The 22,600-nt window shown below is 49.6% G+C and carries 25 protein-coding genes and 1 tRNA gene; 9 read left to right on the top strand and 17 right to left on the bottom strand.

Translation table 11 applies throughout. From position 1 onward, the window contains the following. Nucleotides 1-5: 5 nt before the first annotated feature. A complete protein-coding gene (locus AWQ23_RS06880; protein ID WP_012306959.1) occupies nucleotides 6-641 on the bottom strand; it encodes a DUF3038 domain-containing protein in 636 nt (211 codons plus the stop codon). Between the two features lie 197 nt (nucleotides 642-838). Beyond that, a complete protein-coding gene (locus AWQ23_RS06875; protein ID WP_062436565.1) occupies nucleotides 839-1,141 on the bottom strand; it encodes a DUF2288 domain-containing protein in 303 nt (100 codons plus the stop codon). A gap of 148 nt (nucleotides 1,142-1,289) precedes the next feature. On the opposite strand from AWQ23_RS06875, the gene AWQ23_RS06870 reads away from it, so the two are divergent. Further along, a tRNA-Gln gene (locus AWQ23_RS06870) sits at nucleotides 1,290-1,361 on the top strand. A gap of 104 nt (nucleotides 1,362-1,465) precedes the next feature. Here AWQ23_RS06870 and AWQ23_RS06865 read toward each other — a convergent pair. From AWQ23_RS06865 to AWQ23_RS06855, 3 genes are all read right to left on the bottom strand, one after another. Next, nucleotides 1,466-1,792, bottom strand: a complete 327-nt coding sequence (locus AWQ23_RS06865; RefSeq protein ID WP_062433763.1) for a YbjQ family protein — start codon at nucleotides 1,790-1,792, stop codon at nucleotides 1,466-1,468. Between the two features lie 64 nt (nucleotides 1,793-1,856). Then, nucleotides 1,857-2,255 carry a TIGR03792 family protein gene (locus AWQ23_RS06860; RefSeq protein WP_062433760.1) on the bottom strand — a complete coding sequence of 133 codons (399 nt, stop codon included), beginning with the start codon at nucleotides 2,253-2,255 and terminating at the stop codon, nucleotides 1,857-1,859. A gap of 39 nt (nucleotides 2,256-2,294) precedes the next feature. Beyond that, nucleotides 2,295-3,332 (bottom strand): hypothetical protein, encoded by a 1,038-nt coding sequence (locus AWQ23_RS06855; protein WP_062433759.1) that lies wholly within the window; start codon nucleotides 3,330-3,332, stop codon nucleotides 2,295-2,297. A 198-nt stretch (nucleotides 3,333-3,530) separates the two neighbouring features. Here AWQ23_RS06855 and AWQ23_RS06850 point away from each other — a divergent pair, with 198 nt between their 5' ends. Further along, complete coding sequence (locus tag AWQ23_RS06850; protein WP_030006543.1) at nucleotides 3,531-4,412, top strand: ABC transporter permease; 882 nt, start codon at nucleotides 3,531-3,533, stop codon at nucleotides 4,410-4,412. 68 nt (nucleotides 4,413-4,480) lie between these two features. Here the strand turns inward: AWQ23_RS06850 and AWQ23_RS06845 are convergent, their stop codons facing one another. Next, nucleotides 4,481-5,605, bottom strand: a complete 1,125-nt coding sequence (locus AWQ23_RS06845; RefSeq protein WP_071884909.1) for a TMEM43 family protein — start codon at nucleotides 5,603-5,605, stop codon at nucleotides 4,481-4,483. A gap of 319 nt (nucleotides 5,606-5,924) precedes the next feature. Between AWQ23_RS06845 and AWQ23_RS06840 the strand changes: the two genes are divergently transcribed. Continuing rightward, nucleotides 5,925-7,076: an alanine--glyoxylate aminotransferase family protein gene (locus AWQ23_RS06840; RefSeq protein WP_062433753.1), complete on the top strand. Its 1,152-nt coding sequence runs from the start codon at nucleotides 5,925-5,927 to the stop codon at nucleotides 7,074-7,076. 175 nt (nucleotides 7,077-7,251) lie between these two features. Beyond that, entirely contained in the window at nucleotides 7,252-8,271 is a 1,020-nt protein-coding gene (locus AWQ23_RS06835; protein WP_062433750.1) for a methyltransferase, read from the top strand. A 127-nt stretch (nucleotides 8,272-8,398) separates the two neighbouring features. Here AWQ23_RS06835 and AWQ23_RS06830 read toward each other — a convergent pair whose 3' ends face one another. The 5 genes from AWQ23_RS06830 to AWQ23_RS16175 all read right to left on the bottom strand — a co-directional run bounded on the left by AWQ23_RS06830 (nucleotide 8,399) and on the right by AWQ23_RS16175 (nucleotide 11,721). Beyond that, complete coding sequence (locus AWQ23_RS06830) at nucleotides 8,399-9,340, bottom strand: DUF1517 domain-containing protein (RefSeq protein WP_062433748.1); 942 nt, start codon at nucleotides 9,338-9,340, stop codon at nucleotides 8,399-8,401. A gap of 84 nt (nucleotides 9,341-9,424) precedes the next feature. Beyond that, a complete protein-coding gene (locus AWQ23_RS06825) occupies nucleotides 9,425-10,000 on the bottom strand; it encodes a hypothetical protein (RefSeq protein ID WP_062433745.1) in 576 nt (191 codons plus the stop codon). A gap of 5 nt (nucleotides 10,001-10,005) precedes the next feature. Continuing rightward, the gene (locus tag AWQ23_RS06820; RefSeq protein ID WP_012306948.1) at nucleotides 10,006-10,641 is read right to left on the bottom strand and encodes a ParA family protein; all 636 of its coding nucleotides are present in this window, start codon (nucleotides 10,639-10,641) and stop codon (nucleotides 10,006-10,008) included. Nucleotides 10,642-10,747: 106 nt separating this feature from the next. Then, complete coding sequence (locus AWQ23_RS06815; protein ID WP_062433743.1) at nucleotides 10,748-11,491, bottom strand: nucleotidyl transferase AbiEii/AbiGii toxin family protein; 744 nt, start codon at nucleotides 11,489-11,491, stop codon at nucleotides 10,748-10,750. Then, nucleotides 11,488-11,721 (bottom strand): hypothetical protein, encoded by a 234-nt coding sequence (locus AWQ23_RS16175; RefSeq protein ID WP_062433740.1) that lies wholly within the window; start codon nucleotides 11,719-11,721, stop codon nucleotides 11,488-11,490. The genes AWQ23_RS06815 and AWQ23_RS16175 overlap by 4 nt, the downstream gene beginning before the upstream one ends. Before the next feature lie 81 nt (nucleotides 11,722-11,802). Between AWQ23_RS16175 and AWQ23_RS06805 the strand changes: the two genes are divergently transcribed. Further along, nucleotides 11,803-14,505, top strand: a complete 2,703-nt coding sequence (locus AWQ23_RS06805) for a CBS domain-containing protein (RefSeq protein WP_062433737.1) — start codon at nucleotides 11,803-11,805, stop codon at nucleotides 14,503-14,505. Here AWQ23_RS06805 and AWQ23_RS06800 read toward each other — a convergent pair whose 3' ends face one another. The 4 genes from AWQ23_RS06800 to AWQ23_RS06785 form a co-directional block, all read right to left on the bottom strand. Continuing rightward, entirely contained in the window at nucleotides 14,506-14,982 is a 477-nt protein-coding gene (locus AWQ23_RS06800) for a cupin domain-containing protein (protein WP_062433732.1), read from the bottom strand. Nucleotides 14,983-15,066: 84 nt separating this feature from the next. Then, the gene (locus tag AWQ23_RS06795; RefSeq protein WP_062433730.1) at nucleotides 15,067-15,423 is read right to left on the bottom strand and encodes a HEPN domain-containing protein; all 357 of its coding nucleotides are present in this window, start codon (nucleotides 15,421-15,423) and stop codon (nucleotides 15,067-15,069) included. Between the two features lie 20 nt (nucleotides 15,424-15,443). Next, the gene (locus AWQ23_RS06790; RefSeq protein ID WP_062433728.1) at nucleotides 15,444-15,767 is read right to left on the bottom strand and encodes a nucleotidyltransferase domain-containing protein; all 324 of its coding nucleotides are present in this window, start codon (nucleotides 15,765-15,767) and stop codon (nucleotides 15,444-15,446) included. Between the two features lie 99 nt (nucleotides 15,768-15,866). Next, nucleotides 15,867-17,597: a diflavin flavoprotein gene (locus AWQ23_RS06785; RefSeq protein WP_062433725.1), complete on the bottom strand. Its 1,731-nt coding sequence runs from the start codon at nucleotides 17,595-17,597 to the stop codon at nucleotides 15,867-15,869. Nucleotides 17,598-17,715: 118 nt separating this feature from the next. Here AWQ23_RS06785 and AWQ23_RS06780 point away from each other — a divergent pair, with 118 nt between their 5' ends. From AWQ23_RS06780 to AWQ23_RS06765, 4 genes are all read left to right on the top strand, one after another. Beyond that, nucleotides 17,716-18,855, top strand: coding sequence for a chromate transporter (locus AWQ23_RS06780; protein ID WP_062433722.1), 1,140 nt, complete (start codon nucleotides 17,716-17,718; stop codon nucleotides 18,853-18,855). A gap of 65 nt (nucleotides 18,856-18,920) precedes the next feature. Then, a complete protein-coding gene (gene ureA / locus AWQ23_RS06775) occupies nucleotides 18,921-19,223 on the top strand; it encodes an urease subunit gamma (protein ID WP_012306939.1) in 303 nt (100 codons plus the stop codon). Nucleotides 19,224-19,408: 185 nt separating this feature from the next. Further along, nucleotides 19,409-20,029, top strand: coding sequence for a MotA/TolQ/ExbB proton channel family protein (locus AWQ23_RS06770; protein ID WP_303396470.1), 621 nt, complete (start codon nucleotides 19,409-19,411; stop codon nucleotides 20,027-20,029). After that, nucleotides 20,019-20,726: a biopolymer transporter ExbD gene (locus tag AWQ23_RS06765; protein WP_062433719.1), complete on the top strand. Its 708-nt coding sequence runs from the start codon at nucleotides 20,019-20,021 to the stop codon at nucleotides 20,724-20,726. The genes AWQ23_RS06770 and AWQ23_RS06765 overlap by 11 nt, the downstream gene beginning before the upstream one ends. Here AWQ23_RS06765 and tmk read toward each other — a convergent pair. After that, a complete protein-coding gene (gene tmk, locus AWQ23_RS06760; RefSeq protein ID WP_062433717.1) occupies nucleotides 20,680-21,339 on the bottom strand; it encodes a dTMP kinase in 660 nt (219 codons plus the stop codon). The genes AWQ23_RS06765 and tmk overlap by 47 nt on opposite strands. A gap of 2 nt (nucleotides 21,340-21,341) precedes the next feature. Further along, nucleotides 21,342-22,556 carry an FAD-dependent oxidoreductase gene (locus AWQ23_RS06755; RefSeq protein ID WP_062433714.1) on the bottom strand — a complete coding sequence of 405 codons (1,215 nt, stop codon included), beginning with the start codon at nucleotides 22,554-22,556 and terminating at the stop codon, nucleotides 21,342-21,344. Between the last annotated feature and the right edge of the window lie 44 nt (nucleotides 22,557-22,600).

Below are 22,600 nucleotides of genomic sequence, written 5' to 3'. Positions count from 1 at the left end.
ATTGTTTAGCTCACTTCTCCATCAAAGAGGCTGACCCATAGCCGTTGGGTGCCAACGGTGCCTGTGCAAAACAGCAGTTTTTCGAGGAGGGCGATCGCCAGTTCATTTAAATCTTGTTTTGACTGGTTGTAGAGGGTGACACGGACGCGCCGGGGATTCATCCGACTCCTGAAGTGGGCCCGAAACCGCTCTAGGTATTCCGAAAGGCGGAAATGACTATCTAAGGGGAGATTGCGTTCCCGGAGGTGCTGGGCAGCGGGTAAAAGTTGTCGCAATAAAGCCAGTAAATTCTTGGCGCGATCGCCAATGATCAATACCAACGCCTTTGCTTCTGTGGGGGTCAGGTGGCCGTGGGTATGGGAACGTCGCCAGGGGTTGGTGCGCCGTAATCGCCAGAGGACGACCCGATTCGGGATAATTTCTGTCAATTCTAGTTTTTGGGCAGAGCGCAGCATTAGTTCTGAGCCGCCCAATTCCAGCGCTTCTAGGGCCAAGAGGAGCAGATCAATTTGCTGTTGTGCCCGGCGCGGGAACACTTTTCCCTCCGGTAACAGATCCGGCAGATTTTGCAACAGGTAGGGTTGTCCTGGGGATACCGATGGGGAACTAGGATTGGGCATTACGCTCACAGAATCATTCATACTCTCAGAAAAACAAGCTTGGTTCGCTGCAAACCCACGACGGGAGATGATTGCTATCTATCGCCAGACCATCAATGAGGCTCAAACCCGATCATACGCGATGATTAGGGGTCTCACACCAGGGCAATGGATTGTTCTCAATCAGTTTACCCCACAAGACCCGTCGTCCCAGCGAAAAAATTCCGGGCGATCGCTCCTTAAATTTCTGGGCGGTCACCACTGATCAGCACAAAGGGCTGCACAATTAATGTCGCAAATACGAGGGTCTGGGTTGCTTGGTTCCAGCGTTCTAGTTCTTCTTTTGTGGGCTTACGCACTAGGCCACCACTCATCCATTTGCCCACTAGGGCCGCATTATCCGTGGCGATCGCCTCTCCCACCTGCAATAAATCCAGGGAAGGGTGTACCACAATCAGCGCATCACGGGCCGCATGGGGCGCGAGGTCATGCCACTCACTGTCGCCAAAACTGGACTGGAGTTGTTTAATCAAATCTGACATCAAAAAATAATGAGGTTTAAGGGCAACGGTTAAGGTTTACTGGATTTTTGGGTTTTTGACAATTATCCAGGGCCACCCAAAAAAGATTTGATGAGACTGTTGACGCTTCCGAAAAATTGGTGTTATATTTCTAAAGGCTTAAACGCAATGGGGTGTCGCCAAGCGGTAAGGCATCGGATTTTGGTTCCGACATTCCCAGGTTCGAATCCTGGCACCCCAGTTAAAATTACCAGTTTTGAATAACCCCAGGACTCTCGGGCTTCCAACACTATCGGCCCGTTTGGTCTTAGAGAGTTTTGTTTGGGAATTGGCGGGGGGAAATACCTACCCCAGCTTTACGGCGGTTCCGGTGGCTGTGATCAGCAGCAGAACGCCTTTATCGTCGATATTGATTGTGCCTGTGTCCATGCTAATGCCAATTACGGCATCAGCGCCGCGTTTTTTAGCATTGCTTTCTAGTTCCCGTAGCGCTTCCTGGTGGCCTTTTTCAAAGATGCGCTCATAACTAGCGGTGCGACCGCCGATCATGTCTCGGATGCCCGCAAAAAAATCCCGGAGGGCGTTGGTGCCATAGACTACTTCGGCGGTGACGACCCCCTGGTAACTGGTGATGGTTGCTCCTTCGATGGTGTTGGTGGTGCTTAGAATCATGTTTTTTATGAATATTAATTGCGACAAAAATTTAGTGAGGCGATCGCCTCTGTTTCTTTCAATGTCAATTAGTCGTAGAAAGATTGCGGAATTCTTTCTTTTCGAGGATCGGGTAACTTTTGCCCATGGCTTTATCAAAGGCTTTCTCAGCGGCATTAACTGCCTCTGGGGAAACGACTTTCCGTAGGGCTTGGCTTGACCAGGAAACAACAACGGTGAGCTGATCCGGGTGGTCGGCATCTTGCCAGATTTCTTTGCGCACAAAGGCAGGCGATCGCCGATCGATAGGATTCCAGATTTCTAGTTCTTTTTCGATAAATTTTGCTTGGTCGGCCTGGGGCACGTCAAAGGTCAACCATTCCACCACAGGCCCATCTGTGACAAATTCAGCAAAACTCGGCCCTTGTCCCAAACCGAAAACTAAAGCCAGTACCAAGGCGATCGCCCCGAACCATCTACCCATCGGCTCCGTTACTCCTAACTAAAACTGTTACCCGCTATTTTACTCTTCTCCCAAAATCCGAATCCGCACACTACTCTCGCCGGAATCATCTAAATCAACTTCCAAAACCTCGCTACTCAGGGCTTCTAGGGTACCCAACATCGACCGTAAATAGGGATTGCTCGCCCCCGTATCCACATAAAGGCGATCGGCTAATTTTCCTAGGCGCTTCCAGGTGGTAAAGAGCTTCACCACACATTGCTCCATCTGGGTGGCCTGTTTCACCAGATCGGCGGCAGTACCCAGACAATCCAAACGCAGCGCTTCTTCGAGGGCCATTTCCAGGTCAATATTCGCCTTACGGAGGGTCTGCACCTGGGCGGCGGCATCGATATATTTCGCTAAACTCTTCGCCTCACGGGTCATCGCTTTGACGGTATCGGTGTTGGGGGCTTCGCGGATTTCTTCTTGGATCGCTGTGACGTGGGTTTCTGGCAGCTTTTCTAATTCTTTTACCAAGGGCGAGAGAAACCGACTGGGGAGGGCACCGCTGGCGGCCTGTTCTTTAACTTCATCGGGGAGCAGCTCCGAACTCATGCTCGTCCATTCGTCGGCCAACTGTTTTACTTCCCGTCTGGTAATGCGATCGCCTTTTTGGGCGGCATCGGCGACGAGTTTTTGAATTTCGGGGGCCGATTTCGCCGTTTCGACGAAAGCATTTTTACTGAAATTATTAATACTGTTGGGGTCTAGTTGGCCCTCGGCGAGGAGAGTATCAGCACTGTTAGCCAGTTCGATGAGGCCGTAGGCTTGACTCTTGCTAATTTCCCGCTGTTTGAGCCAGTTTAAAAAGCCTGTTCCGCGCCCGTCACCGCCGCGTTTTTCCCGATCTCGCACGGCCCGCATAATCCGGCCCCGCCAAATGTCCGTTTGCAGGTCAAAGCGATCGCAAATTTGCCAGACCCGCTCGATCTGGGTATCAAATTCCGCATCGTGGAGTTGATCATCCTCTGGATCGGGCAGCTCCAAGTTAAAGTCAACGTCAGTGGTCAAGGCGGCGGCAAGGTCTGCCGTTGAAATGTCGGTCAAGCTGGTCATAAAGGCGATCGCGTTTAAAAACGACAGGGAGTAAAGGTTTAGCTTTCGTTAAGCCCCACTGATTTTAGAGGGAATTTTCCCACCCGACAAGGCGCGTCCTAACGGCGGTGGGGGCCATGATTTGGGGTGAAATACGTTAATCTAGTCCTGAGAAAAGAGCCAAAATCTGCGCCTATTTGGTGACGCGAAACAACCGTTATGAGTCAATCTATCTTTACGCCCAACTCGATTCTGTCCCCCACCGCTAAGGTCAACGTCTCTGAGAGCAATGGCTGGCAGGATTTTTTTCAGGAAACGGTAGCCCTTACCCAACGGCTGGTGATTCAACTGCAACGGCGACCGACGACCTTGGTGGCAGGGATTATTCAACCGTTTATGTGGCTGATTTTGTTTGGGGCCTTGTTTTATAAAGCGCCCCAGGGACTGTTTGGCAACGACATCAACTATGCCCAATTTCTCGCCCCAGGGATTATCGTGTTTACGGCCTTTTCCGGGGCATTGAATGCAGGTTTACCCGTGATGTTTGACCGGGAATTTGGCTTTTTAAACCGGCTTTTGGTGGCTCCTTTAGCGACGCGCTATTCCATCGTGGCGGCTTCGACGATTTACATCATGGGCCTGACCTTGATTCAAACGGCGGTGATCGTTGGGGCCAGTGCTTTATTGGGGGCCGGTTTGCCCAGTGCCTTGGGTCTGGGGGCGATCGCCTTGGTGGTGTTTTTAATTGTCTTGGCGGTAACAGCCCTCAGTTTAGGTTTGGCCTTTGCGCTGCCGGGTCATATTGAATTGATTGCGGTGATTTTTGTGGTGAATTTACCCCTACTGTTTGCCAGTACCGCTCTAGCGCCCTTGGATTTTATGGCGAACTGGTTGCAGCTTGTCGCGAGCTTAAACCCTTTGACCTATGCCATTGAGCCGATTCGCTATTTGTATATGCACAGTGATTGGACATTCCAGAGTGTGGTCTTCAGTGCCCCCTGGGGAAATTTAAACTTTGGGGCTGTGCTCGGAATTTTGACGGGCTTTGGGGCGATCGCCTTGGCGACCATTCAACCGCTCCTTAAACGTCGTTTAGGCTGATTTCCACAAAAAAAAGGAACGACCGCCGTTCCTAAATCTTTTTAAATTCTTGCTTGACCAGGGAGAACCTAAGCCAGTTGATCCTTGGTCTTTTTACGTTTTGTCCAGCGGTAGACAATGAAGCCACAGAGACCGAGGGCCAGAAAAATCATGATCGGGCTGTGGAGAATAATCGACACAATGATCGTTAACCCAGACAAAATCGCCGCCACAATGAACGTGGCAAACCCTGTAGCGGTGCGGGTTAAATCTCCTAAAAAGGGAATGACATCTAGAACAACACCGAGGGGTTCTACCACCAAATTTAAGCCGATCCACATCAGCAAAAAGCCCCCCAACCGTAGGCCCCAAGTGATCAGCTTATGTCGGTTTGCCAAGTTGGCGATCGCCTGGTCACGGGTACCGGGAAAGAGTCGATAAAAAGTCACATTTTTCCGGCCTTGGTGGGGCGTGAGTTGGTTACTGCTGCCCAAATCACCGAAGACCGTCGCTTGAATATTTTTGTTTAGGGCTTGGTAACTGAGGCGCAGATCGCCAATTTCTGGGCTGCCAAGGCTACCTGTCCCAAAAAATAAGTAACTGCCGTTGAGTTTGTTTTTTGATTCTGCCGGGATCTGGGCCGCCGTTAAATTAACGGGTTGGTTGATGGGAAACTGCAACTGATTTACATCCAGTTGATAATCATCCACCTGGGCCTGGGAAACCCGTAGTTCCTGACTTTCGATGCTTTTGGCTGGATTATTATGGCCCGTTGGATTCTTAAAACGAGAGGAATCATCGGGATTTTCGGCCCACTCCTTGGCGTAGGTATAGGTTGTCGTTTTCGTTTCTGAACCCCCTGCATTTTTCTTGGTGGTGGTGCGGCTATTTTCTTCCCAGGCATACATTTCTGTTTTGCGCCGGAGGGCAATGTATTCACCGGGTTCTAAGTAGGGGCGATCGCCGAGGGTTTCCGGGCTGCTTAGGTTACCCGTAATTGATACAAAACTATTGGCTTTTACCGTGGCGGTGCCGGTGGCGGGAATTTCCGTGGCTGTGGCCGCAATTTTCGAGAGGTCTACTCGGCCTTCATTCCAGTAGAGCACCCCAAAGGACGCTAAAAAGAGAACAACCCCGAGGAAAATCCCCACAAGCGAATTGCCGAGGCGCTGAAAATACCCCGTTGTTTTTTGTTCAACAAATTGGTCACTCATTGGCTTTGGAACAGTACAAAACATTGCCTTTCTATCCACCTCAGCCGAGGGAAAGCTTTCGGTTAATCGGTGAATTAAGGTGCTTTCAGGATATAACTTGGGCCTCGTTTTTTTGGACTTTGTGACGCTTCTCAATCATCCTTAACGTTTTCCGTTGCTGCTCTGCGAAACCTTTGCTTTTCGTGAACAAATAGACAGCATCTCAGTGGCTTGATCTGGGCGATCGCATAGGATAGGATTTAGCTTTTGCGGAACGTCCCTAGACTTTTGGGGATTAACGGCATTTTCAATCACGGTCTAAGCGAAGGACAAACACACCATGGAAGACAAACATATGCTGATGATTCCCGGCCCGACCCCTGTGCCGGAGCAGGTTTTGCTAGCAATGGCCAAACACCCCATCGGTCACCGGAGCGCCCAGTTTAGCGAAATCATGGCCGAGGTCACTGCGCAACTCAAATGGCTCTTCCAAACTCAGAACGATGTGTATTGCCTCGCCGCTAGCGGTACCGGCGCGATGGAAGCGGGTTTGATCAACTTTATTAATGCGGGCGATAAAGTCCTCGTCGGCGATAACGGTAAATTTGGTGAACGTTGGGCGATCGTCTGTGAAACCTACGGCATGGACGTAGAACGGGTCAAAGCCCCCTGGGGTGAAGCCCTCGATCCTGAAGTTTTCCGTGCCAAACTCGAAGCTGATACTGCCAAAGAAATTAAAGCTGTTGTCGTCACCCACTCGGAAACTTCTACTGGCGTCCTTAACGACCTCGAAACCATCAGCCGTTACGTCAAAGCCCACGGGGCCTTGATGATTGTCGATGCGGTGACTAGCCTAGGGGCCTGCAATGTCCCCACCGATGCATGGGGCCTTGATGTGGTCGCCTCCGGTTCCCAGAAAGGCTTTATGATTCCGCCGGGCTTGGGCTTTGTTTCCGTCAGCGAAAAGGCTTGGGCGGCCTACGAAAATGCAAAAATTCCCCGTTTCTACTTTGATCTCAAGGCTGCGAAAAAGAATTTAGCGAAAAACACCACCCCCTTTACACCCCCGGTGAATCTGATCTTTGCGCTCCAGGCAGCCCTGGGGATGATGCAACGGGAAGGCTTAGAGAATATTTTTGCCCGCCACCAACGTTTAACCGATGCTACCCGGGCCGCAGTCAAGGCTTTGGGTCTAAAGACCTTTGCCCCCGATGGTAATGCCAGCACAGCAGTTACTGCCGTTGATCCTGCCCCCATTGGCGCAGAAGATATCCGCAAGGCGATGCGCACAAATTTTGATATTGCCCTCGCGGGTGGCCAGGATGATTACAAAGGAAAAATCTTCCGGATTGGTCATCTGGGCTTTGTCCATGAGCGGGATGTGATTACGGCGATCGCCGCCCTCGAAGCCACCCTCCAAGGCTTAGGCCACAATGATTTTGAGGCAGGCGCTGGCGTGAAAGCAGCAGCAACAGTTTTCCAAAACGCTTAAAACATTTGGCTTTCTAAAATTAACTGCAAATTTTCATTTTTCGCCTCTGGTCTACGGTGCTGGGGGCGAAATTTTTTTGTGAGATCCCATTTCGTGAATAAATCCTACAAAGCAGTTTTGAGGAAAAGGGAGATTTCTAAAATTGCAGTAATTTCTGTTGGGATTTTTTCTTTATATGCAACCGCCGACCCTCCCTCTCCATACCCAATTGCTCCAAATGGCCTCTGGCTATTGGCTTTCCCAGTGCATTTATGTGGCGGCAAAATTGGCGATCGCCGATCACCTCAAAGCCGGAGAACAATCTTGCCGTGTGTTAGCCCACCTCACCGAAACAGACGAAACAGCTTTGTATCGCATTCTCCGGGCCTTGGCCAGTGTGGGTATTTTCCAAGAAACAGCCTCCCAAACCTTTGCCCTGACACCGCTAGCCGATTTTCTCCGCAGTGATCATCCCCGATCCATGCGAGGTTCTGTGGTGATGTTGGGGGAACCAGAGCATTACGAAGCCTGGAGTAATATTCTCCACAGCGTTAAAACCGGTGAACCTGCCTTTGACCATCGCTATGGCCAGGGGGTGTTTGAATATTTCGGCAATCATCCAGAAGCGGCGGCGATTTTTGAAGAGGCGATGAACAGTTTCTCCAGGAATGAAGAACCGGAAATTTTGGCCCATTATGATTTTTCGGCTTTCTCAACCATCGTTGATGTGGGTGGGGGCTACGGGGAATTGCTCGGCAGCATTTTGGCGAAATATCCCCAATTACAAGGTATTTTGTTCGATGAAGATTATGTGCTGGATAATGCGGCCCCGACGTTAAATCGCCATGGGGTGGGCGATCGCTGTCAACGAATTGGAGGGAGTTTCTTTAACAAAATTCCTGCTGGGGGCGATGCCTATCTGCTCAAACATATCATTCACGATTGGGGTGATGACCAGGCGATCGCCATTTTGCAAAATTGTCGCGCTGTGCTCCCGGATGACGGCAAAATCTTGATCTGTGAAGCGGTGGTTCCAGAGGGAAATCAACCCAGTGGCGCAAAAATGCTCGATATCAATATGCTGGTGATGTGTCCCGGTGGCAAAGAACGCACCGCCGCTGAGTTTGAAACCCTGTTGGCGGCGGCAGACTTAAAATTGACGCGCATTGTTAGAACCACCGAAGAAATTTGCGTCATTGAAGCCTGCAAAGCCTAAAAAATACATTCACTCAAGAGAGAATTTTTAGGATGAATTTCTATGAAAATCAAAAAGAATCCCCTATATTGAGGGGATTCTTTAAATCGCTATGATTTACGTTGAATTGCTTTAGCGTTTGACCTGATTAAACGAGATTGATGTCGGGGTAGTAGGTCAAAATATCGTCGGTGCTGAGGGTGTCACCGATAGCCTGGGGCGTCCATAAAACTTCGAGGGCCAAAAGGCGATCGCCACCAAGGGCACCAATTTGCCGGATCGCTTGTTCGAGGGATTGGGAATCGGTCACTTTCGGTAAATTCACTTTTCCCATGGCCCCAGCAATGATCGTTACCATGATGTATTCGTTTGGTGTGCCGTCACTTTTGACCAAATCAGCACTTGCACTCTTCCCAGCCACGTCCCGTTCGTTGTCAACGTTACTGAGGGTCTCGGCGGTAAATTTACTCCGCTCGTTCAGGGCCAATTGATTAAACTTGGCTTCGGCAGCATCAACCCCAGCTTCAAGGGATTCGCTCGCACCATAGACCCAATATTCTGGGTGGCGCAACAGGGCCAGAGTCGATTCCTGTAGAACCTTAGCGCGTCCGGCCGGGGTTCCGGTATCAGCGGTGCTCGCCAGGCGATTTAGATCCTGCTGGAGATCCCGTGCTTGGGCCAACAGCCCCACCTGTACTTTCGCCACAGAAATTTTGCTACTGGGGGCGGAGTAACCGAGACTGTCGCCCTCATTCATGCCACCCCCCATCACGTTCTGGAAGGTGCGGACAAGGAAGCCGGCGATCGCCAACATAATGAAAAGACCGAAAATGCCGCTAAAACCACCGAATCCGAAGAAAGGCAGCAGGAAGGGGAACCCAAATCCACCCCCAAATCCGTAGCCATAGCCACCCCCAACGGGAGCCCGTCGTGCTGGGCCAGGGGAAAAACTGCGGCTAGGGGCACTGCGGAAGGAACCGCCACCAATACGTCCTCCACTGCGGGCCGCCCAAGCATTATCCGCTGGGGTAAAGATCAGGGTAAAGGCCAAGATAATGGCGATCGCCCCATAAAAAAACCGTTTAATCATGATTGAGTTGTTAAATGTGCTGCGTAAAAATCCTGAGATCCATTCTATCAAGCCCCAGAATTCCGGGCATTGGCGGTTTTTCCCCTAATCAAACCAACCGATTTCCTCATCGGGGATGCTGGAGGGGGGCTGATCGGGAAATTGCAAATTTGCTTGGTAACTGGCAATGCGGGCCAGTACAAGGGCGCGGTCTTCCTCAACGGTGCGTTCTATGGCGGCTTCTTTTTCCGTCTGTTGCGCTTCGAGGCTTTGGATTTGACCGTATAACTTTTCGACGAGGCCCCGTTGTGCGCCTAATTCTTGTTCGAGCTTTGTCTTTTCAGAAGAATCCGCTTCGAGGGTCTTAATGGTTTTCTCGGCATTGGCGATCGCCTTTTGTTGGGCGGCAATTTTTGCTTCCAGGGCTTTTACTTCCCTCGCCAAGGTTTCCTTCTCCGTGAGCAATGTTTGATCAACAGAATCTGTCGCGACTGTTTCCTGTTGGGCGTAGAGGGTTTCAATGTGGGCCAGTAATTGCGCCTTCGTCATCCGGGAAAGGGCCGTTGGTGAAGGTTTCTCCGGTGTATCATTAACCGCCGTTTCGGGGGCAGTAGCCTTGGTTTTGTCCTGCTTTGCCTCCTGCCGTAACAAGTCCGATAAATTTTGTTTGCTGCTAGCCATAACCGTTAAGTCCAATCTCGTTGCAGTTCATCCGCGACACGACGATAATCCGTTTCCGCATCCTTAGCCTTTTTACCACGCATTTGGGTCATGGGAACGCCTGCGAGGACAGCTTGCTCGTGGGCTTTATAACTGCGCACAAAGGCATGGCACACCGGAATCCCTAACTCAATCAAGGTATTTTGGGCATCAATGCTCTCCCGGAGGCTGCGACTATCGACTTTTGTCAGGAGCACTCGGTGACTAATTTCAACGGGATTAATGGCCGTTTGCACTGTTTCAATCAAGGCACTTAAGTCCATCGGCGCCGGTGGTGTCGGCAAGATCACATAATCCGCAATCCGGAGGACGGTCTTGAGGGCCTGTGATCGCAAGGCTGGGGGGGTATCCACCACGATCAAGTCATAGCCTTTAATCTGTCGGAGATTTTGAAGTAAATCTGGTTGATGTTCTCTACTGACATCCAGTTGCCATTCATCGGGGTTACGGTCTACCCACCAAGAGGCCGATCCCTGGGGGTCGCTATCCACCAAGAGAACCTGCTGTTTTTCGGCAAAAATGGCCGCAAGGTTAACGGCGGTTGTTGTTTTACCAACGCCCCCTTTACCATTCACAACTGCTAAAATCCGCTGGGATGCCACGATAGATTCGTTTTTTGCTTATTAGCCTTGATTTATGGTGAGATATTATAGCGGCTCTGTTCCCACTCCCTAGTAAATGCAACGTTTCTTGAGGGAGAAGTGACGATCAAAAAGGCGATCGCTCTTCCCAATATGTTCTGGTGGTAGGGGCAAGTTCTAGATCAGCACTGAGCAAATCCAGGCCATCAATCACATCGGGCCAAAAGTCTCGTTTTATTTGAAGACTTTCAAAACATTGCTGGCGATAATCAGGGTTTGTTTGAAAGGATTTAATCGCATCACCCAGGGGACGGAGCACTTCATAGGCATTTTCTGCTTTGGCGATCGCCTCGCGGGAAAGCCCTGTGTGTAACCGTAAAACAGCCAAATCGATTAGATCGCGGGATTCAACGCTTCTATCCATGTAGCGATCAGCATTTGCTAATAATTTACTGGTTAAACAGTCGTTCAAACTCAGACAAGGGACAGGAGACCACAGAGGGAAGCGCGGCTCATCCAGTTCAAAACGGACTTCAGCAATGATTTCTAATTTAATCGGCACTTGATTGATTTCTACCAATAATCGCACGCCATACTGATCAGTGGTTGCTCGTCTAATTGTTAATGAAGAATTTTTATTTAAAAATAAACCTTGATCCCCTGCCTGATATAAATGGGTACGCAGTTTTTTGTAACCTTGGGAAGTAACAGAGCAGATAAGATCAATGTCTTTACTCCAGCGATATTCTTTCATATCTAAAGCGAGAAGTGTTCCACCACCAAAATAAGCCTGACAATCGAGTAATAATTTTGGATCAAGGGATTTGAGAATTTCTAAAATGTAATTATGGTGGGGGATTTTAAACTTCACAGCTGAGCCTGGAGCCAGGAATGATATTGTTTTGCAAGACGTTGGACAAACTCCAACTCTTCTCCTTGAGGAGGCTGAAAAATATCTTTATAACGCCAACCTCGTTCATATCGTGACAGCATTTGTTGGGGTGTGAATCGATAAACATCTTCTGTTTGCCAGCAAATCGCCTCTAAAAATGGCAAATATTGAGGATGATCAAGATTTTGAGATCGGGTTTCTTTGGCCATAGCTTAAGTAAGAAACATGACTCATAATGTTATTTTAATCACAGTATAGCCTACCCAAAATATTCCTTTCCCTGCAATTTTATGGATGTAATTCTCTGTCACCAAACCGTTGATTTTGATGCCCTGGGGGCGGCGATCGGCTTGGCATATTTGCGGGTTGGGGCGCGGGTGGTGCTGACTGGCGGGGCACATCCAGGGGTGAAACGGTTTCTGGCACTGTATCGGGGGGAGTTTCCGTTTATTGAGATGCGCTCGGTGCACCCGGAGCAGTTGCGGACGATTATGGTGGTGGACAATCAGCAGCGACAACGGCTGGGTAAGGCCCAGGAATGGCTAGATCGACCCCAGGTGAAGCAGATCGAAGTTTATGATCATCACCTCGATCAGGAGCGAGACATTCCGGCGACCTACGTGGAAATTGAAGATGTGGGGGCAACAACAACGATCATTGCCGAAAAATTGCAGGCGCGGGGGGTAGAACTCGATCCCTATACGGCGACGGTGATGGCCTTGGGGATTCATGTGGATACGGGGTCACTCACCTTTGACCAAACAACGGTACGGGATGCCCAGGCTTTGACGTGGCTAATGGGTCAGGGTGCCATGGTGAAAATTATTGCGGAGTATGCCGAACCCGGTTTTTCGCCCCAGGTGCAACATTTATTTTCGGAGGCGATCGCCAACCTGGAGCGAGAAAATGTTGATGGCCATCGGGTAGCGCGAGTCTTGTTAAAAACAGCGAATTTTGTGCCGGGACTATCGAATCTCGTCGAGCAGATGATGCAGATGACGGATCTCGATGCGCTGTTACTGGGTCATTTTTATCATCAGACCGATGCGGAAGGGAAAATGGTGATCATTGGGCGATCGCGGATTGTGGGGACAAGCCTCAATCGACTGTTTGCCCCCTATGGTGGCGGTGGTCACGATCAAGCCGCATCCTTGAGCTTGCGTCTCAACGAACCAGAGGCAATGTTACACAAAATCTATGCTGAATTCATTGCCCAGGTGCCCCCTGCCCTAACCGCCCGAGATTTAATGACGGCCCCTGTGCGCACGATTTTGCCCCAAACTTCCATCGAGGAAGCCCAGCGGGTGTTGTTTCGCTACGGCCATTCCGGATTAGTGGTGGTGGATGATCGGCAACAACTGGTTGGGGTCATTTCGCGGCGGGATCTAGATTTGGCGATTCACCATGGCTTTCACCATGCCCCCGTTAAGGGTTATATGAGTCGAGAGGTGCGCACGATCCAGCCGGACACGACCATGCGCGACATTGAAACGATTATGGTGACGGACGATGTGGGGCGATTACCAGTGATCGAGGGTGATCAACTTTTGGGCATTGTGACGCGGACGGATGTTTTGCGACAACATCACCAGGACGAGCAGTCTCTTGATCTGTTACCCACTCCCAAGGATGACAAAAATCGCTATCCTTTGCGGGAAATTTTTGCGGAACGGCTGGCCCCTTCCCTGTGGCAGTTATTGCAGGGGGTGGCAACGGAAGCCGAAAAACGGGGCTGGCATTTGTACCTCGTCGGTGGGGCGGTGCGGGATGTGTTGCTCTCAGATTCCGATGAAGAATTGCTGTTGCAGGATATTGATCTGGTGGTGGATGGTTTCCATACGGCGGCGGATGTGGGGGCCGGGGTAACGCTGGCAAATTACATTTGCGATCGCCAACCGAACGCGCGGTTATCGGTGCATGGGGAATTCCAAACGGCGGCGATTTTGTGGCACAAAGACCCGGTGTTGGGTTCCCTGTGGCTGGACATTGCCACGGCCCGAACGGAGTTTTACCCATATCCAGCGGCGAATCCGGAGGTGGAGGCGAGTTCGATTCGACAGGATTTGTATCGGCGGGATTTTTCGATCAATGCCCTCTGTTTGCGCTTGACGGAACCCCGGTCGGGGGAATTGCTCGATTTTTTCGGGGGACTCTGGGATCTCAAAAAACGGCAAATTCGGGTGCTCCATGCCAACAGTTTCATCGAAGACCCGACGCGCATCTATCGGGCGGTGCGGTTTGCGGTGCGGTTAAATTTTCAGCTAGAAGTGCAGACGGAGGAATATATTCGCTATGCGATCGCCTCTGGCATTTACGACAAATTGCACCACGAAAAACCCCAAGCCCCTGCTTTAACGACGCGATTAAGGGCGGAATTAAAATATCTTTTAACGGCAAAATATTGGAAGCCCGCATTGCAATTATTAGACGATCTGGGCGCGTTGAAATGCATCCATAAAAATCTGGCTTTAACAGATGTGGTTTGGTGGCAAATTCGCTGTGTGGATCGTTGGCTGCGCTATCATGACCCCGATTATGAATTGGAACATTGGCGTCTTCGCCTGGAAGCTTTGTTGTTAAATTTGACCACAGCAGAACGCTTAAAAGTGGGCGATCGCCTGCAATTACCAAAGGATAGTTTGCAACGGTTAGCGAAAATTTCCCAGCACCAAACTGGAATTTTACCGAAACTTTCCCAAGCTGAAAAACTCAGCGAAAAAGTCTTTGCCCTCAAACATTTATCCTTACCAGAAATTATCTTACTCGCGGCCATCAGTCCGAAAAAACTACGCCATGATTTATGGCATTATCTTCGTCATTGGCAGCATATCCAGGCTCCCCTTGATGGTTTTGATTTAAAAGAATTAGGCTATAAACCGGGGCCACAATTTCGCGATATTTTATCAGATCTTCTCAAACAAACCCTCGACCAAAATATTGGCGATCGCCCCTCTGCTTTAGCTTATTTAGAAACCCACTATCCTCTCAATTAACTATTCTTCTATGAGGATTGCTTTCGGTTCCCCGACGGTCAACAGAGAAGTGGCGAGCAAAATAACTGGGTCAGGGGTTTCATTTTGGCCAAAATGTACCATTCCCTCGGATTCTGTTACCGCATCCCCAGGTTTGAGGAGGGTTTTTTGTCCCGCTGTTAAGGTTTCTTTTGTGCCATCCGTGCGGGTGATGAGCGCCGTGCCTTCGATCACTGCATAGGTCAACAAGCCAAATTCCACCCGGGCGATTTGCAAACCAGGATGGATGTGGGGCGGCAAGGTTGCAAAGGGGGGGATTTCATAACGCACCAACTCCAAAATTTGATTGGGGGCCGCTTCCGGCAACCCTTCAGCTAGAACAGTGCGAGTGACGGTTTGGGTATATTGATTTTTGGATTCTGATTCAGCTAAGGCCGCTGGGGAGACAGAAAAACAGCTACAGAATAGTAATGAAGAAAGAAAATGATAGGGTTTCACAGCGAATGGAACTCACTTTTGTTAAAAGACAATAGTTGCAGTGTAAAAGTCCCTTTGGCGATCGCTTTCTAGGCAACATAATTCTTAAAATTCTTTGAAATAATCCCTAGCAAAAATAAGAAATTTTGTAGCATTTTCAATCTGTTGATTCGCTTGATATTCAGAAATTGCCTGGAACTTTCCATAGTCACCTGTCTGTCGAAGAGACTGGGCATCAATAAGGAAACGATGAAATTCCCGCGGCACTTTACCTAATTTAGCAAAATCTCGACCAAAAGCAGAGATCACAGCAGCATGACTCGAAAAAGTTTTTGCTTCTCCTTCTAAAAAAGCTTCGGCTAAGTAAAACATTGTATAGTAAGCTCGCGAAACCGAATAATCAAAGTATTGATTGTCTCGTAATAATTTGGCTGCTTCTAAACTTTCAGTTGCCTTACTCATTAAGTTTTGCTGCTGGCAATTCACAAATAAATACCTTCTCGCTGAATATTCCGAATTAGAGCACTCCGATGTTCTTCAAAATATTCATTTTCCATAAAAATGCGGTTGATTAAAATGTCATATTCCAAGCAGATATCAGCAATTATAGCGCTAGTTTTTTCTAATTCTTGATCCAAATCAAAATTGTGTTTTAAAACAATGGCAATGTCAATGTCTGAGTCTTCTTTTGCCGTATTTTTCGCCTGTGACCCGAATAGGATTAAGTCTTTGAGTTCTGGCCCATAGATTCTTTTGAGAGAGTCTCGCAGTCGTTCAAGAATAGCACTAAGAGCGGGATGAACCATGGCGATCGCCTGCAATGTTTACTGTTTTATTTTAATCCAAGAAAAAAAGGAGTAATCAAAAACGAATACTCCCCTGTAAAAGTTAGAAATTCAAGTTAGTTAGTAATAATTACCCACTTTGCGGTGGTGAACAGCAGTTAAACCATCGGGGTTGGAGACGCGACCCGCAGCGACTTTGCTATACACAATCCAGTGATCACTACATTCCATCCGACTGACCACTTCGCATTCGAGGTAGGCCAGGGCATCATTCAAAATCGGGGAACCATTTTTCGCGGTTTGCACTTTTACCCCTTCAAAGCGGTCTGCGCCGGGGGGAAAACGCTTGAGGAAATGTTTCATCAAAGGTTGGTATTTCCCTTCCTCGAGGATATTCAACACAAAGCGATCGCCCACTTGCATCAGGGATTCAATCGCTCGGTCTTTTGCCACCGCGACGGTAAAACCGGGGGGGGCAAAACTGGCTTGGGTTACCCAGGAGGCGACCATTGCCCCTTTCATGTCGCCTTTCTGGGCGGTGATGATGTACAGGCCGCCACTGATGCGTCCCATCGCTTTATCGAGTTCAGTATCGATATTTTTCCGTTGTTTGAGCTTTTCTTTTTGGGTAAGCAATTGGCCGAGGTCAGTGCCAGATTCTTCGCAGAGCTGATAGAGTCCTTCGCTGGGTTCATCCTTGACGCGGATCGAATCAAAAGCTTTGGTCAGGCCAGCATCCCGGAAGCGCATCAGCAACGGATCAATGGGTTCGTCGTTGCCGCCGTAGGATTCGAATAGTCCGACAACTTGTTTGTCCTTTGAGGCGGCGAGAATGGTGCCCATGGCTTTGCTTAATTCGGCGTTGTAGGCGCTGTCGATGGGGGGCATGCCGATCACTAGCCCTGCGGCGCGACCAACGATTTCGTGGACATCCTGGGGATCTGCGACTTTGAGATCGACCATTTCTACGGCAACTCCGGCTTTGGTAATCCCCTTGGCGATCGCCTGGGAAATACGGTCACTGTAGCCATAATCAGAGACGTAAAATACCGCCGCCATTTTATCGCCCTTGGTTTGGGCCTCGCTCCACTGGCGATACCACTCCATCATCTCCTTAGTGTTGTGCTTCAGCAAGGGGCCATGGCCATTGGCAACTAAGGAGATTTCCCCGTCGAGCTTGTCCACCCGTTTCATTGCACTCAGTACCGAGCGGGCGTTGGGAGCCATCAAACATTCGTAATAAAAACGGTAATCCGGTGTGATCGCCTGGAGATCCTCGTCGTAGGTGGCATCAGAACAATAGTGCATCCCGAAGGCATCGCAGGTAAACAGAATTTCGCTTGCCGGATCGTAGGTAAAAATCGTGTCGGGCCAATGGAGGTTCGGCGCACTGACAAATTCAAGGTTGTGACCGTTGCCTAAATCGAGGCGATCGCCACTTTTCACTTCGATAAATTCAAAGGGATCGTGTACCAAATCCTTGAGGAACTTAATCGCAATTTTTGCGCCGACCACCACTGCTTGGGGGGCAATTTTCAAAACATCTTTAACGAGGCCACTGTGATCTGGTTCCGTATGGCTAATGATCAGGTAATCAATGGTTTTCGGGTCAATTTCGCCAGTGAGCGCATCGAGGTATCGCTGCCGAAACTTCGCGTGGGAGGTATCCACGAGGGCAACTTTTTCGCCCCGGATGATGTAGGAATTGTAGGTGGTGCCATTTTGCAAACCGAATTCAATGTCAAAGCGATCGCGGTCCCAGTCCAGTGAACGAATCGTTGTGGTGTTGTCGTTAACCTTTTCTGTCTGGATCGTTAACCGCTTTTCGGTTTTAATTGGCGTAGCAACCATAGGTAACCCTCCTACACTTTGATGCAATAGTCATCTTTCACTTATTGTGGCACGAATTTATTAGGGGTTGTGGCCTAGGCAGAGGGGGAAATGATTAAACATTTCGATAACATTCATCATGGCGCAATGGTCTGAACTGCAGGAGATTTCTCGATTATTTTTGCGATTAGGTTTTACGGCGTTTGGCGGCCCTGTGGCTCACATTGCAATGATGCATGACGAGGTGGTAAAAAAACGCCACTGGCTTACGGAACAGGAATTTCTCGACATTCTCGGCGCAACAAATTTAATTCCTGGCCCCAATTCCACGGAAATGGCAATCCACCTCAGTTTTAAGCGCGCCGGTTGGTGGGGTTTGCTCATGGGGGGCCTTAGTTTTACGGCTCCGGCGGTGGGTTTAATGCTGCTCTGTGCGATCGCCTATCAGCAGTTTGGCACAACACCCCAGGGGACATGGTTACTCTATGGGGTCAAACCAGTGGCGATCGCCATTATTGCCCAGGCCCTATGGAAGCTTGGGAAAAAGGCAATTAAAAATAAATTTGGGATCGGTTTAGCGGTATTTAATGTGGTGCTATCCTTGGTCGGTCTCCATGAACTGTGGTTGTTGTTTCTGAGTGGCTTCATTGGCCTAGGGAAAAAACTCGGAGGCCAATGGCTAAAAACAAAACAAACCCGTAGCATTGTTCCCGCTCCGTTTCTGTTGCTATTAAATGGCACCCCTACAAATTTCAGTTTGGGCTGGCTTTTTTTAATGTTTCTCAAGGTGGGGGCGGTGCTCTATGGCAGTGGTTACGTCCTCGTGGCTTTTTTGCGGGCAGATTTTGTGGAGCGCCTCGGTTGGCTGACGGATCAACAGCTTCTTGATGCGATCGCCATCGGTCAAATCACCCCAGGGCCTTTATCTTCGACGGCGACGTTTATCGGCTATTTGCTCGGCGGAGTACCGGGGGCCGGGGTTGCCACCTTGGGGATGTTTTTGCCTTCTTTTTTATTTGTGGCGATTCTCAATCCAATTTTACCGAAACTGCTCCAGGCCAAATCATTCCGGGCCTTTCTCGATGGGGTGAATATTGGTGCGCTGAGTCTCATGACCGTTGTCACCGTGTTTCTGGCGCAATCTTCTTTAGTTGATCCTCTGACCATTGGGGTGGCGATCGCCACTTTATTTCTCTTGATCAAATACAAAATCAATTCTCTCTGGCTGGTCTTGGGTGGAATGGCGATCGGGTTACTGTCTCCTTTTTTGCCAAGCTAGTGGGTTTGAATTTAGAGGAGTCAAGGTAGACTAAAATCACATTCATCTGCGTATCAGTCCAAACCATGCAACTCTCGCCCCAGGAAAAAGACAAGCTGCTCATTTTCACGGCCTTTTTAGTGGCGGAACGCCGGAAAAATAAAGGACTCAAGCTCAACTATCCTGAAGCGGTGGCCTACATTTCAGGCTTAATCCTGGAAGGGGCAAGGGAAGGTAAACTGGTCGCCGAACTGATGAGCGAAGGACAGACTTGGCTGACCCGTGATGATGTCATGGCCGGGGTCGCCGAAATGGTGGATGAAGTACAGGTAGAAGCGACTTTTCCCGACGGGACAAAACTGGTAACGATCCACAATCCGATCCAATAATCAAAAAATCCAGAAACTTCCCTAAAAATTTCTGCCCTCCAACAGACGAATAAAACACCATTAAAAACCTTAGAATTGGAGCAGTCTTTTTTTTGGTGTGACCGGAGTGAGGTGCCTCGGTGAATGTTCTAGATATCCTAAACCGTGGGGGGCCAGCGATGTGGCCCTTAGTACTCTTGTCGATTATGGCTCTGAGTACGATTATTGAGCGGCTGTGGTTTTGGTGGAAAGTGATCCAACAAAGCCAGCGGGTCCAGGACAAAATTTTGGATGCTGCCCATTACCAATGGCAAGCGGTGAGCGAAATTGCCCGCACCTGCCAAAAACATCCCCTTGGTCGCTTCCTCTATGCTCCTTTGAAGCAACAGGCCACCGACCCAGAAATTTTTCACTTGGCCCTCGAAGCGGCCGCTGATGAAGAATTGGCGAATATGCGTCGCGGTGAAAAGGTCTTAGAAGCAGTCATTGCCCTCTCGCCTTTGTTGGGACTCCTGGGAACTGTTTTGGGCTTAATCAACTCCTTAGGATCAATCCAATTGAGTGATTTAGGTACAGATTCGACCACGGGGGTGACCTTGGGGATCAGTGAGTCGCTCTTTTCGACGGCGATGGGTTTGATCGTCGCGATTGTGGCCTTGGCTTTTTACCGTTTGTTCCAAGCGCTTTCGAGCAATCAGGTGCGCCTTTTCCGTCAAGCGGGCAGTGAGCTAGAAATGCTCTATCGCCAAAATTATCTCGAAGGATTACCTGCTTCTGTTGACAATGTAGATGCAATGCTCATTGAAGGAGACCAAAATGAAGCGTGAGCCAATTAAGCCAGAAACTTTGGGTTTAAGGCCGTTCCAACTCTGGCAAGAAAATTCTGCGCCGGATCTGCGCATCGAAATTATTCCGCTGATCGATGTGATTTTTTGTGTGCTGACCTTTTTTATCCTGGCGGCAGTGAATTTATCGCGACAGCAAGCGATTAACTTAAATTTACCTGTGGCGGAGAGCGCAACGACCCAAATGCCCGATATGGTGATTGTGAGTTTGACGGACTTTGGGCAAATCTATGTGGAAAAACAACTGATTGAGACCCAGGCTCAATTTTCACAAATTGTTGAGGATTATTTAGGGCGCAACCCCAATGGCGTCGTTGTGCTCAATGCATCGGAAAAGCGGCCCTATCAGGAAGTGATTCAGGTTTTAGATTGGCTTAAATCCATTGGTGGCGAACGGGTCGCCTTGGGAACAGGAGCGGGCACCCAGGGGGAACAAGCCCTCGATTCCTTTTTTAATGGCCAACAAACTCCGGGCTTGAATCCAGGTACGCCGACAATTCCCCAGGTGCCAGGAGTTAATCCGAATAATGATTTTCAGCTTGAACCCCTCGACAGTGGTACGCCATTGCCGCCGCCCAATGGGAATGGGTTTGATTTGGAGTTACAGCCCCTAGAGGAGTTTGGGACGCCGCCTAGTCCGACCCAGATTCAGGAGCAGTTACAAAATAATCAGCAATAGTTTGGAGAATTTGCTGGTGGATGCTTTCAGGGGGTCGGGTGGCGTCGAGTTGTTGCCAATTCCCTGGATAGGTTTGAAAAATTTGTTGGTAGTTTTGGCGCACTTGGGTAAGTTTGGCTTTGGTTTCGTAAATTTCTTGGTGTGATCGCCTTTGGACGCGCTCTAGGGCCACCTCCACGGGAAGATCGCAATAAAACACCAGATCGGGATTGGGAAAATCCTGGTTGAGGCGGTAGATAAATTCGTATTCGGCGGGATTGTTGGCGTTGTAGGCGAGGGAAGAAAAATAATAGCGGGTCGTAATCACCTGGATCCCAGCGGCGAGTTGTTTGAAGACGCCATCAATTTCGTTGTAAAGGTGATCATGGCGATCGCCAGCGAAGAGATAGGCCAGTTGCCGATTTAATTGGACTGGATCGGTGGTAAAGCGCAGCCGTTGCCGTAGGGTCTCGCGAACGAGGTTGCCGATAATGCCGTTGGAGGGTTCGGGACTGAGGACGGCGGGGATCTTTTGTCGCTGAAAATGTTGATACAAAAGCTCGGCTTGGGTTGAACTACCGGAACCGTCAATCCCTTCAAAAACGATAAATTTTGCTTGGGTTTCACGTTGCATCACTACACCATCTCCGCCAAAAGGCCCGCATTTTCTAGGAGATTGTCCCATGTCTGGAAAGGTTTTTGGTTTTGGATCAAATCACGGCAATGGTAAATCAGTTTGCCAGAGCGATCGCCGAGGATGGTGGCCCCCAACAGTTGATCCTGGCCATCGAGCCACAATTTGAGCGTTAAGTCTTGGGGAAATTGCAGTTGATCAACGCGATCGATCATCAGAGTTTTACTCAGGATTTTTGCGTCGGGGGGCAGATTTTGACCTTGGGCACCCACATGATCAAAAGGTAGCGGTTCAAACAAACGATAGGGAATTTCGCCGTGGGCACAGGGCATTTTCCGGCGCTGGGACATATTGTTCACAAGGGTTGTCGCTTCGGCGATCGCCAATTCCGGCAAGGCATAACCGCCAAGCACTGGCCCGACCCCATAAATATTGCTGCGGGGAGTTCTAAGCTCAGAATCAACCCGTAGCCACATCTGGTGCGGCTGACAAAAATCGGGGGGCAAATTCAGTTGCGTCGTTAAACCCCGGCGCTCTTCGGCCCAAATGACGGCTTTATTTTCCTGAACAAAAAGATCTTGGGCTATGCCAAACTGGAGCGTCACCCCCGCCACTTCGAGGCAAGTCTGTAACCGTTGGACGCAGTCTGGATCCTCCGTGGGCAATAGGCTTTTTTCGCTAGTTAACGTGACCGTTTTTCCCAATTTTGCGAGGCAGTAGGCAAGGGTAAGACAATGGGGATCGTGACCGACAAGGACAATTTTTTCTGGCAGGGTGCGCCAAATTTCTGGATTTAAGAGGTCAGTGGGGCTTAAAAAGCCATCCTGGGGAGGCGTAGCCCAAGTGGTGCCTGTGGCGATCGCATAATGTTTGCTTTGGAGGCGACGGGTTGCGGTGACAAAATAGGTGTTAGGTTTCCAGACAAAATTGCCCATTTCTGGAATCACATCAACGCCCGCTTCTGCCAGGCGTGCCAAGGGTTCATAGAAATCATTCGGGGCGATCGCCCCCTTGACCCAATCGGCAATATCCATTGGTTGGGGCTGTCTGGCCAGGTATAGCAAGGTTTTTTCGAGGGCGAGTACCTGTTGATCCTGGAGTGGCTGCCCTGTTTGCTGCACTAAAGCAACTTTTTTGCCAGAGGCGATCGCCCGTTTTGCCGTCGCAATTCCGGCCCCCGTTGCCCCAATCACCACCAAGTCGTAGTTCACTGCCATACCAACCCCAATTGCTCACGTTCAAAAGGGATATCATAACCCAG

This window comes from Picosynechococcus sp. PCC 73109, assembly GCF_001521855.1.
Taxonomy (GTDB): Bacteria; Cyanobacteriota; Cyanobacteriia; order Cyanobacteriales; family MRBY01; genus MRBY01.
This window is presented reverse-complemented; position numbering and strand designations above follow the sequence as displayed.

Bases quoted from the DNA above. Each gene is read 5' to 3' on its own strand.
- AWQ23_RS06880 (WP_012306959.1), bottom strand. From the start codon at position 641: ATGAATGATTCTGTGAGCGTAATGCCCAATCCTAGTTCCCCATCGGTA.
- AWQ23_RS06770 (WP_303396470.1), top strand. From the start codon at position 19,409: ATGGCTCTGAGTACGATTATTGAGCGGCTGTGGTTTTGGTGGAAAGTG.
- AWQ23_RS06840 (WP_062433753.1), top strand. From the start codon at position 5,925: ATGGAAGACAAACATATGCTGATGATTCCCGGCCCGACCCCTGTGCCG.
- AWQ23_RS06850 (WP_030006543.1), top strand. From the start codon at position 3,531: ATGAGTCAATCTATCTTTACGCCCAACTCGATTCTGTCCCCCACCGCT.
- tmk (WP_062433717.1), bottom strand. From the start codon at position 21,339: ATGCAACGTGAAACCCAAGCAAAATTTATCGTTTTTGAAGGGATTGAC.
- ureA (WP_012306939.1), top strand. From the start codon at position 18,921: ATGCAACTCTCGCCCCAGGAAAAAGACAAGCTGCTCATTTTCACGGCC.
- AWQ23_RS16175 (WP_062433740.1), bottom strand. From the start codon at position 11,721: ATGGCCAAAGAAACCCGATCTCAAAATCTTGATCATCCTCAATATTTG.
- AWQ23_RS06860 (WP_062433760.1), bottom strand. From the start codon at position 2,255: ATGGGTAGATGGTTCGGGGCGATCGCCTTGGTACTGGCTTTAGTTTTC.
- AWQ23_RS06795 (WP_062433730.1), bottom strand. From the start codon at position 15,423: ATGAGTAAGGCAACTGAAAGTTTAGAAGCAGCCAAATTATTACGAGAC.
- AWQ23_RS06865 (WP_062433763.1), bottom strand. From the start codon at position 1,792: ATGATTCTAAGCACCACCAACACCATCGAAGGAGCAACCATCACCAGT.
- AWQ23_RS06825 (WP_062433745.1), bottom strand. From the start codon at position 10,000: ATGGCTAGCAGCAAACAAAATTTATCGGACTTGTTACGGCAGGAGGCA.
- AWQ23_RS06805 (WP_062433737.1), top strand. From the start codon at position 11,803: ATGGATGTAATTCTCTGTCACCAAACCGTTGATTTTGATGCCCTGGGG.
- AWQ23_RS06780 (WP_062433722.1), top strand. From the start codon at position 17,716: ATGGCGCAATGGTCTGAACTGCAGGAGATTTCTCGATTATTTTTGCGA.
- AWQ23_RS06830 (WP_062433748.1), bottom strand. From the start codon at position 9,340: ATGATTAAACGGTTTTTTTATGGGGCGATCGCCATTATCTTGGCCTTT.
- AWQ23_RS06755 (WP_062433714.1), bottom strand. From the start codon at position 22,556: ATGGCAGTGAACTACGACTTGGTGGTGATTGGGGCAACGGGGGCCGGA.
- AWQ23_RS06765 (WP_062433719.1), top strand. From the start codon at position 20,019: ATGAAGCGTGAGCCAATTAAGCCAGAAACTTTGGGTTTAAGGCCGTTC.
- AWQ23_RS06855 (WP_062433759.1), bottom strand. From the start codon at position 3,332: ATGACCAGCTTGACCGACATTTCAACGGCAGACCTTGCCGCCGCCTTG.
- AWQ23_RS06785 (WP_062433725.1), bottom strand. From the start codon at position 17,597: ATGGTTGCTACGCCAATTAAAACCGAAAAGCGGTTAACGATCCAGACA.
- AWQ23_RS06845 (WP_071884909.1), bottom strand. From the start codon at position 5,605: ATGAGTGACCAATTTGTTGAACAAAAAACAACGGGGTATTTTCAGCGC.
- AWQ23_RS06790 (WP_062433728.1), bottom strand. From the start codon at position 15,767: ATGGTTCATCCCGCTCTTAGTGCTATTCTTGAACGACTGCGAGACTCT.
- AWQ23_RS06835 (WP_062433750.1), top strand. From the start codon at position 7,252: ATGCAACCGCCGACCCTCCCTCTCCATACCCAATTGCTCCAAATGGCC.
- AWQ23_RS06875 (WP_062436565.1), bottom strand. From the start codon at position 1,141: ATGTCAGATTTGATTAAACAACTCCAGTCCAGTTTTGGCGACAGTGAG.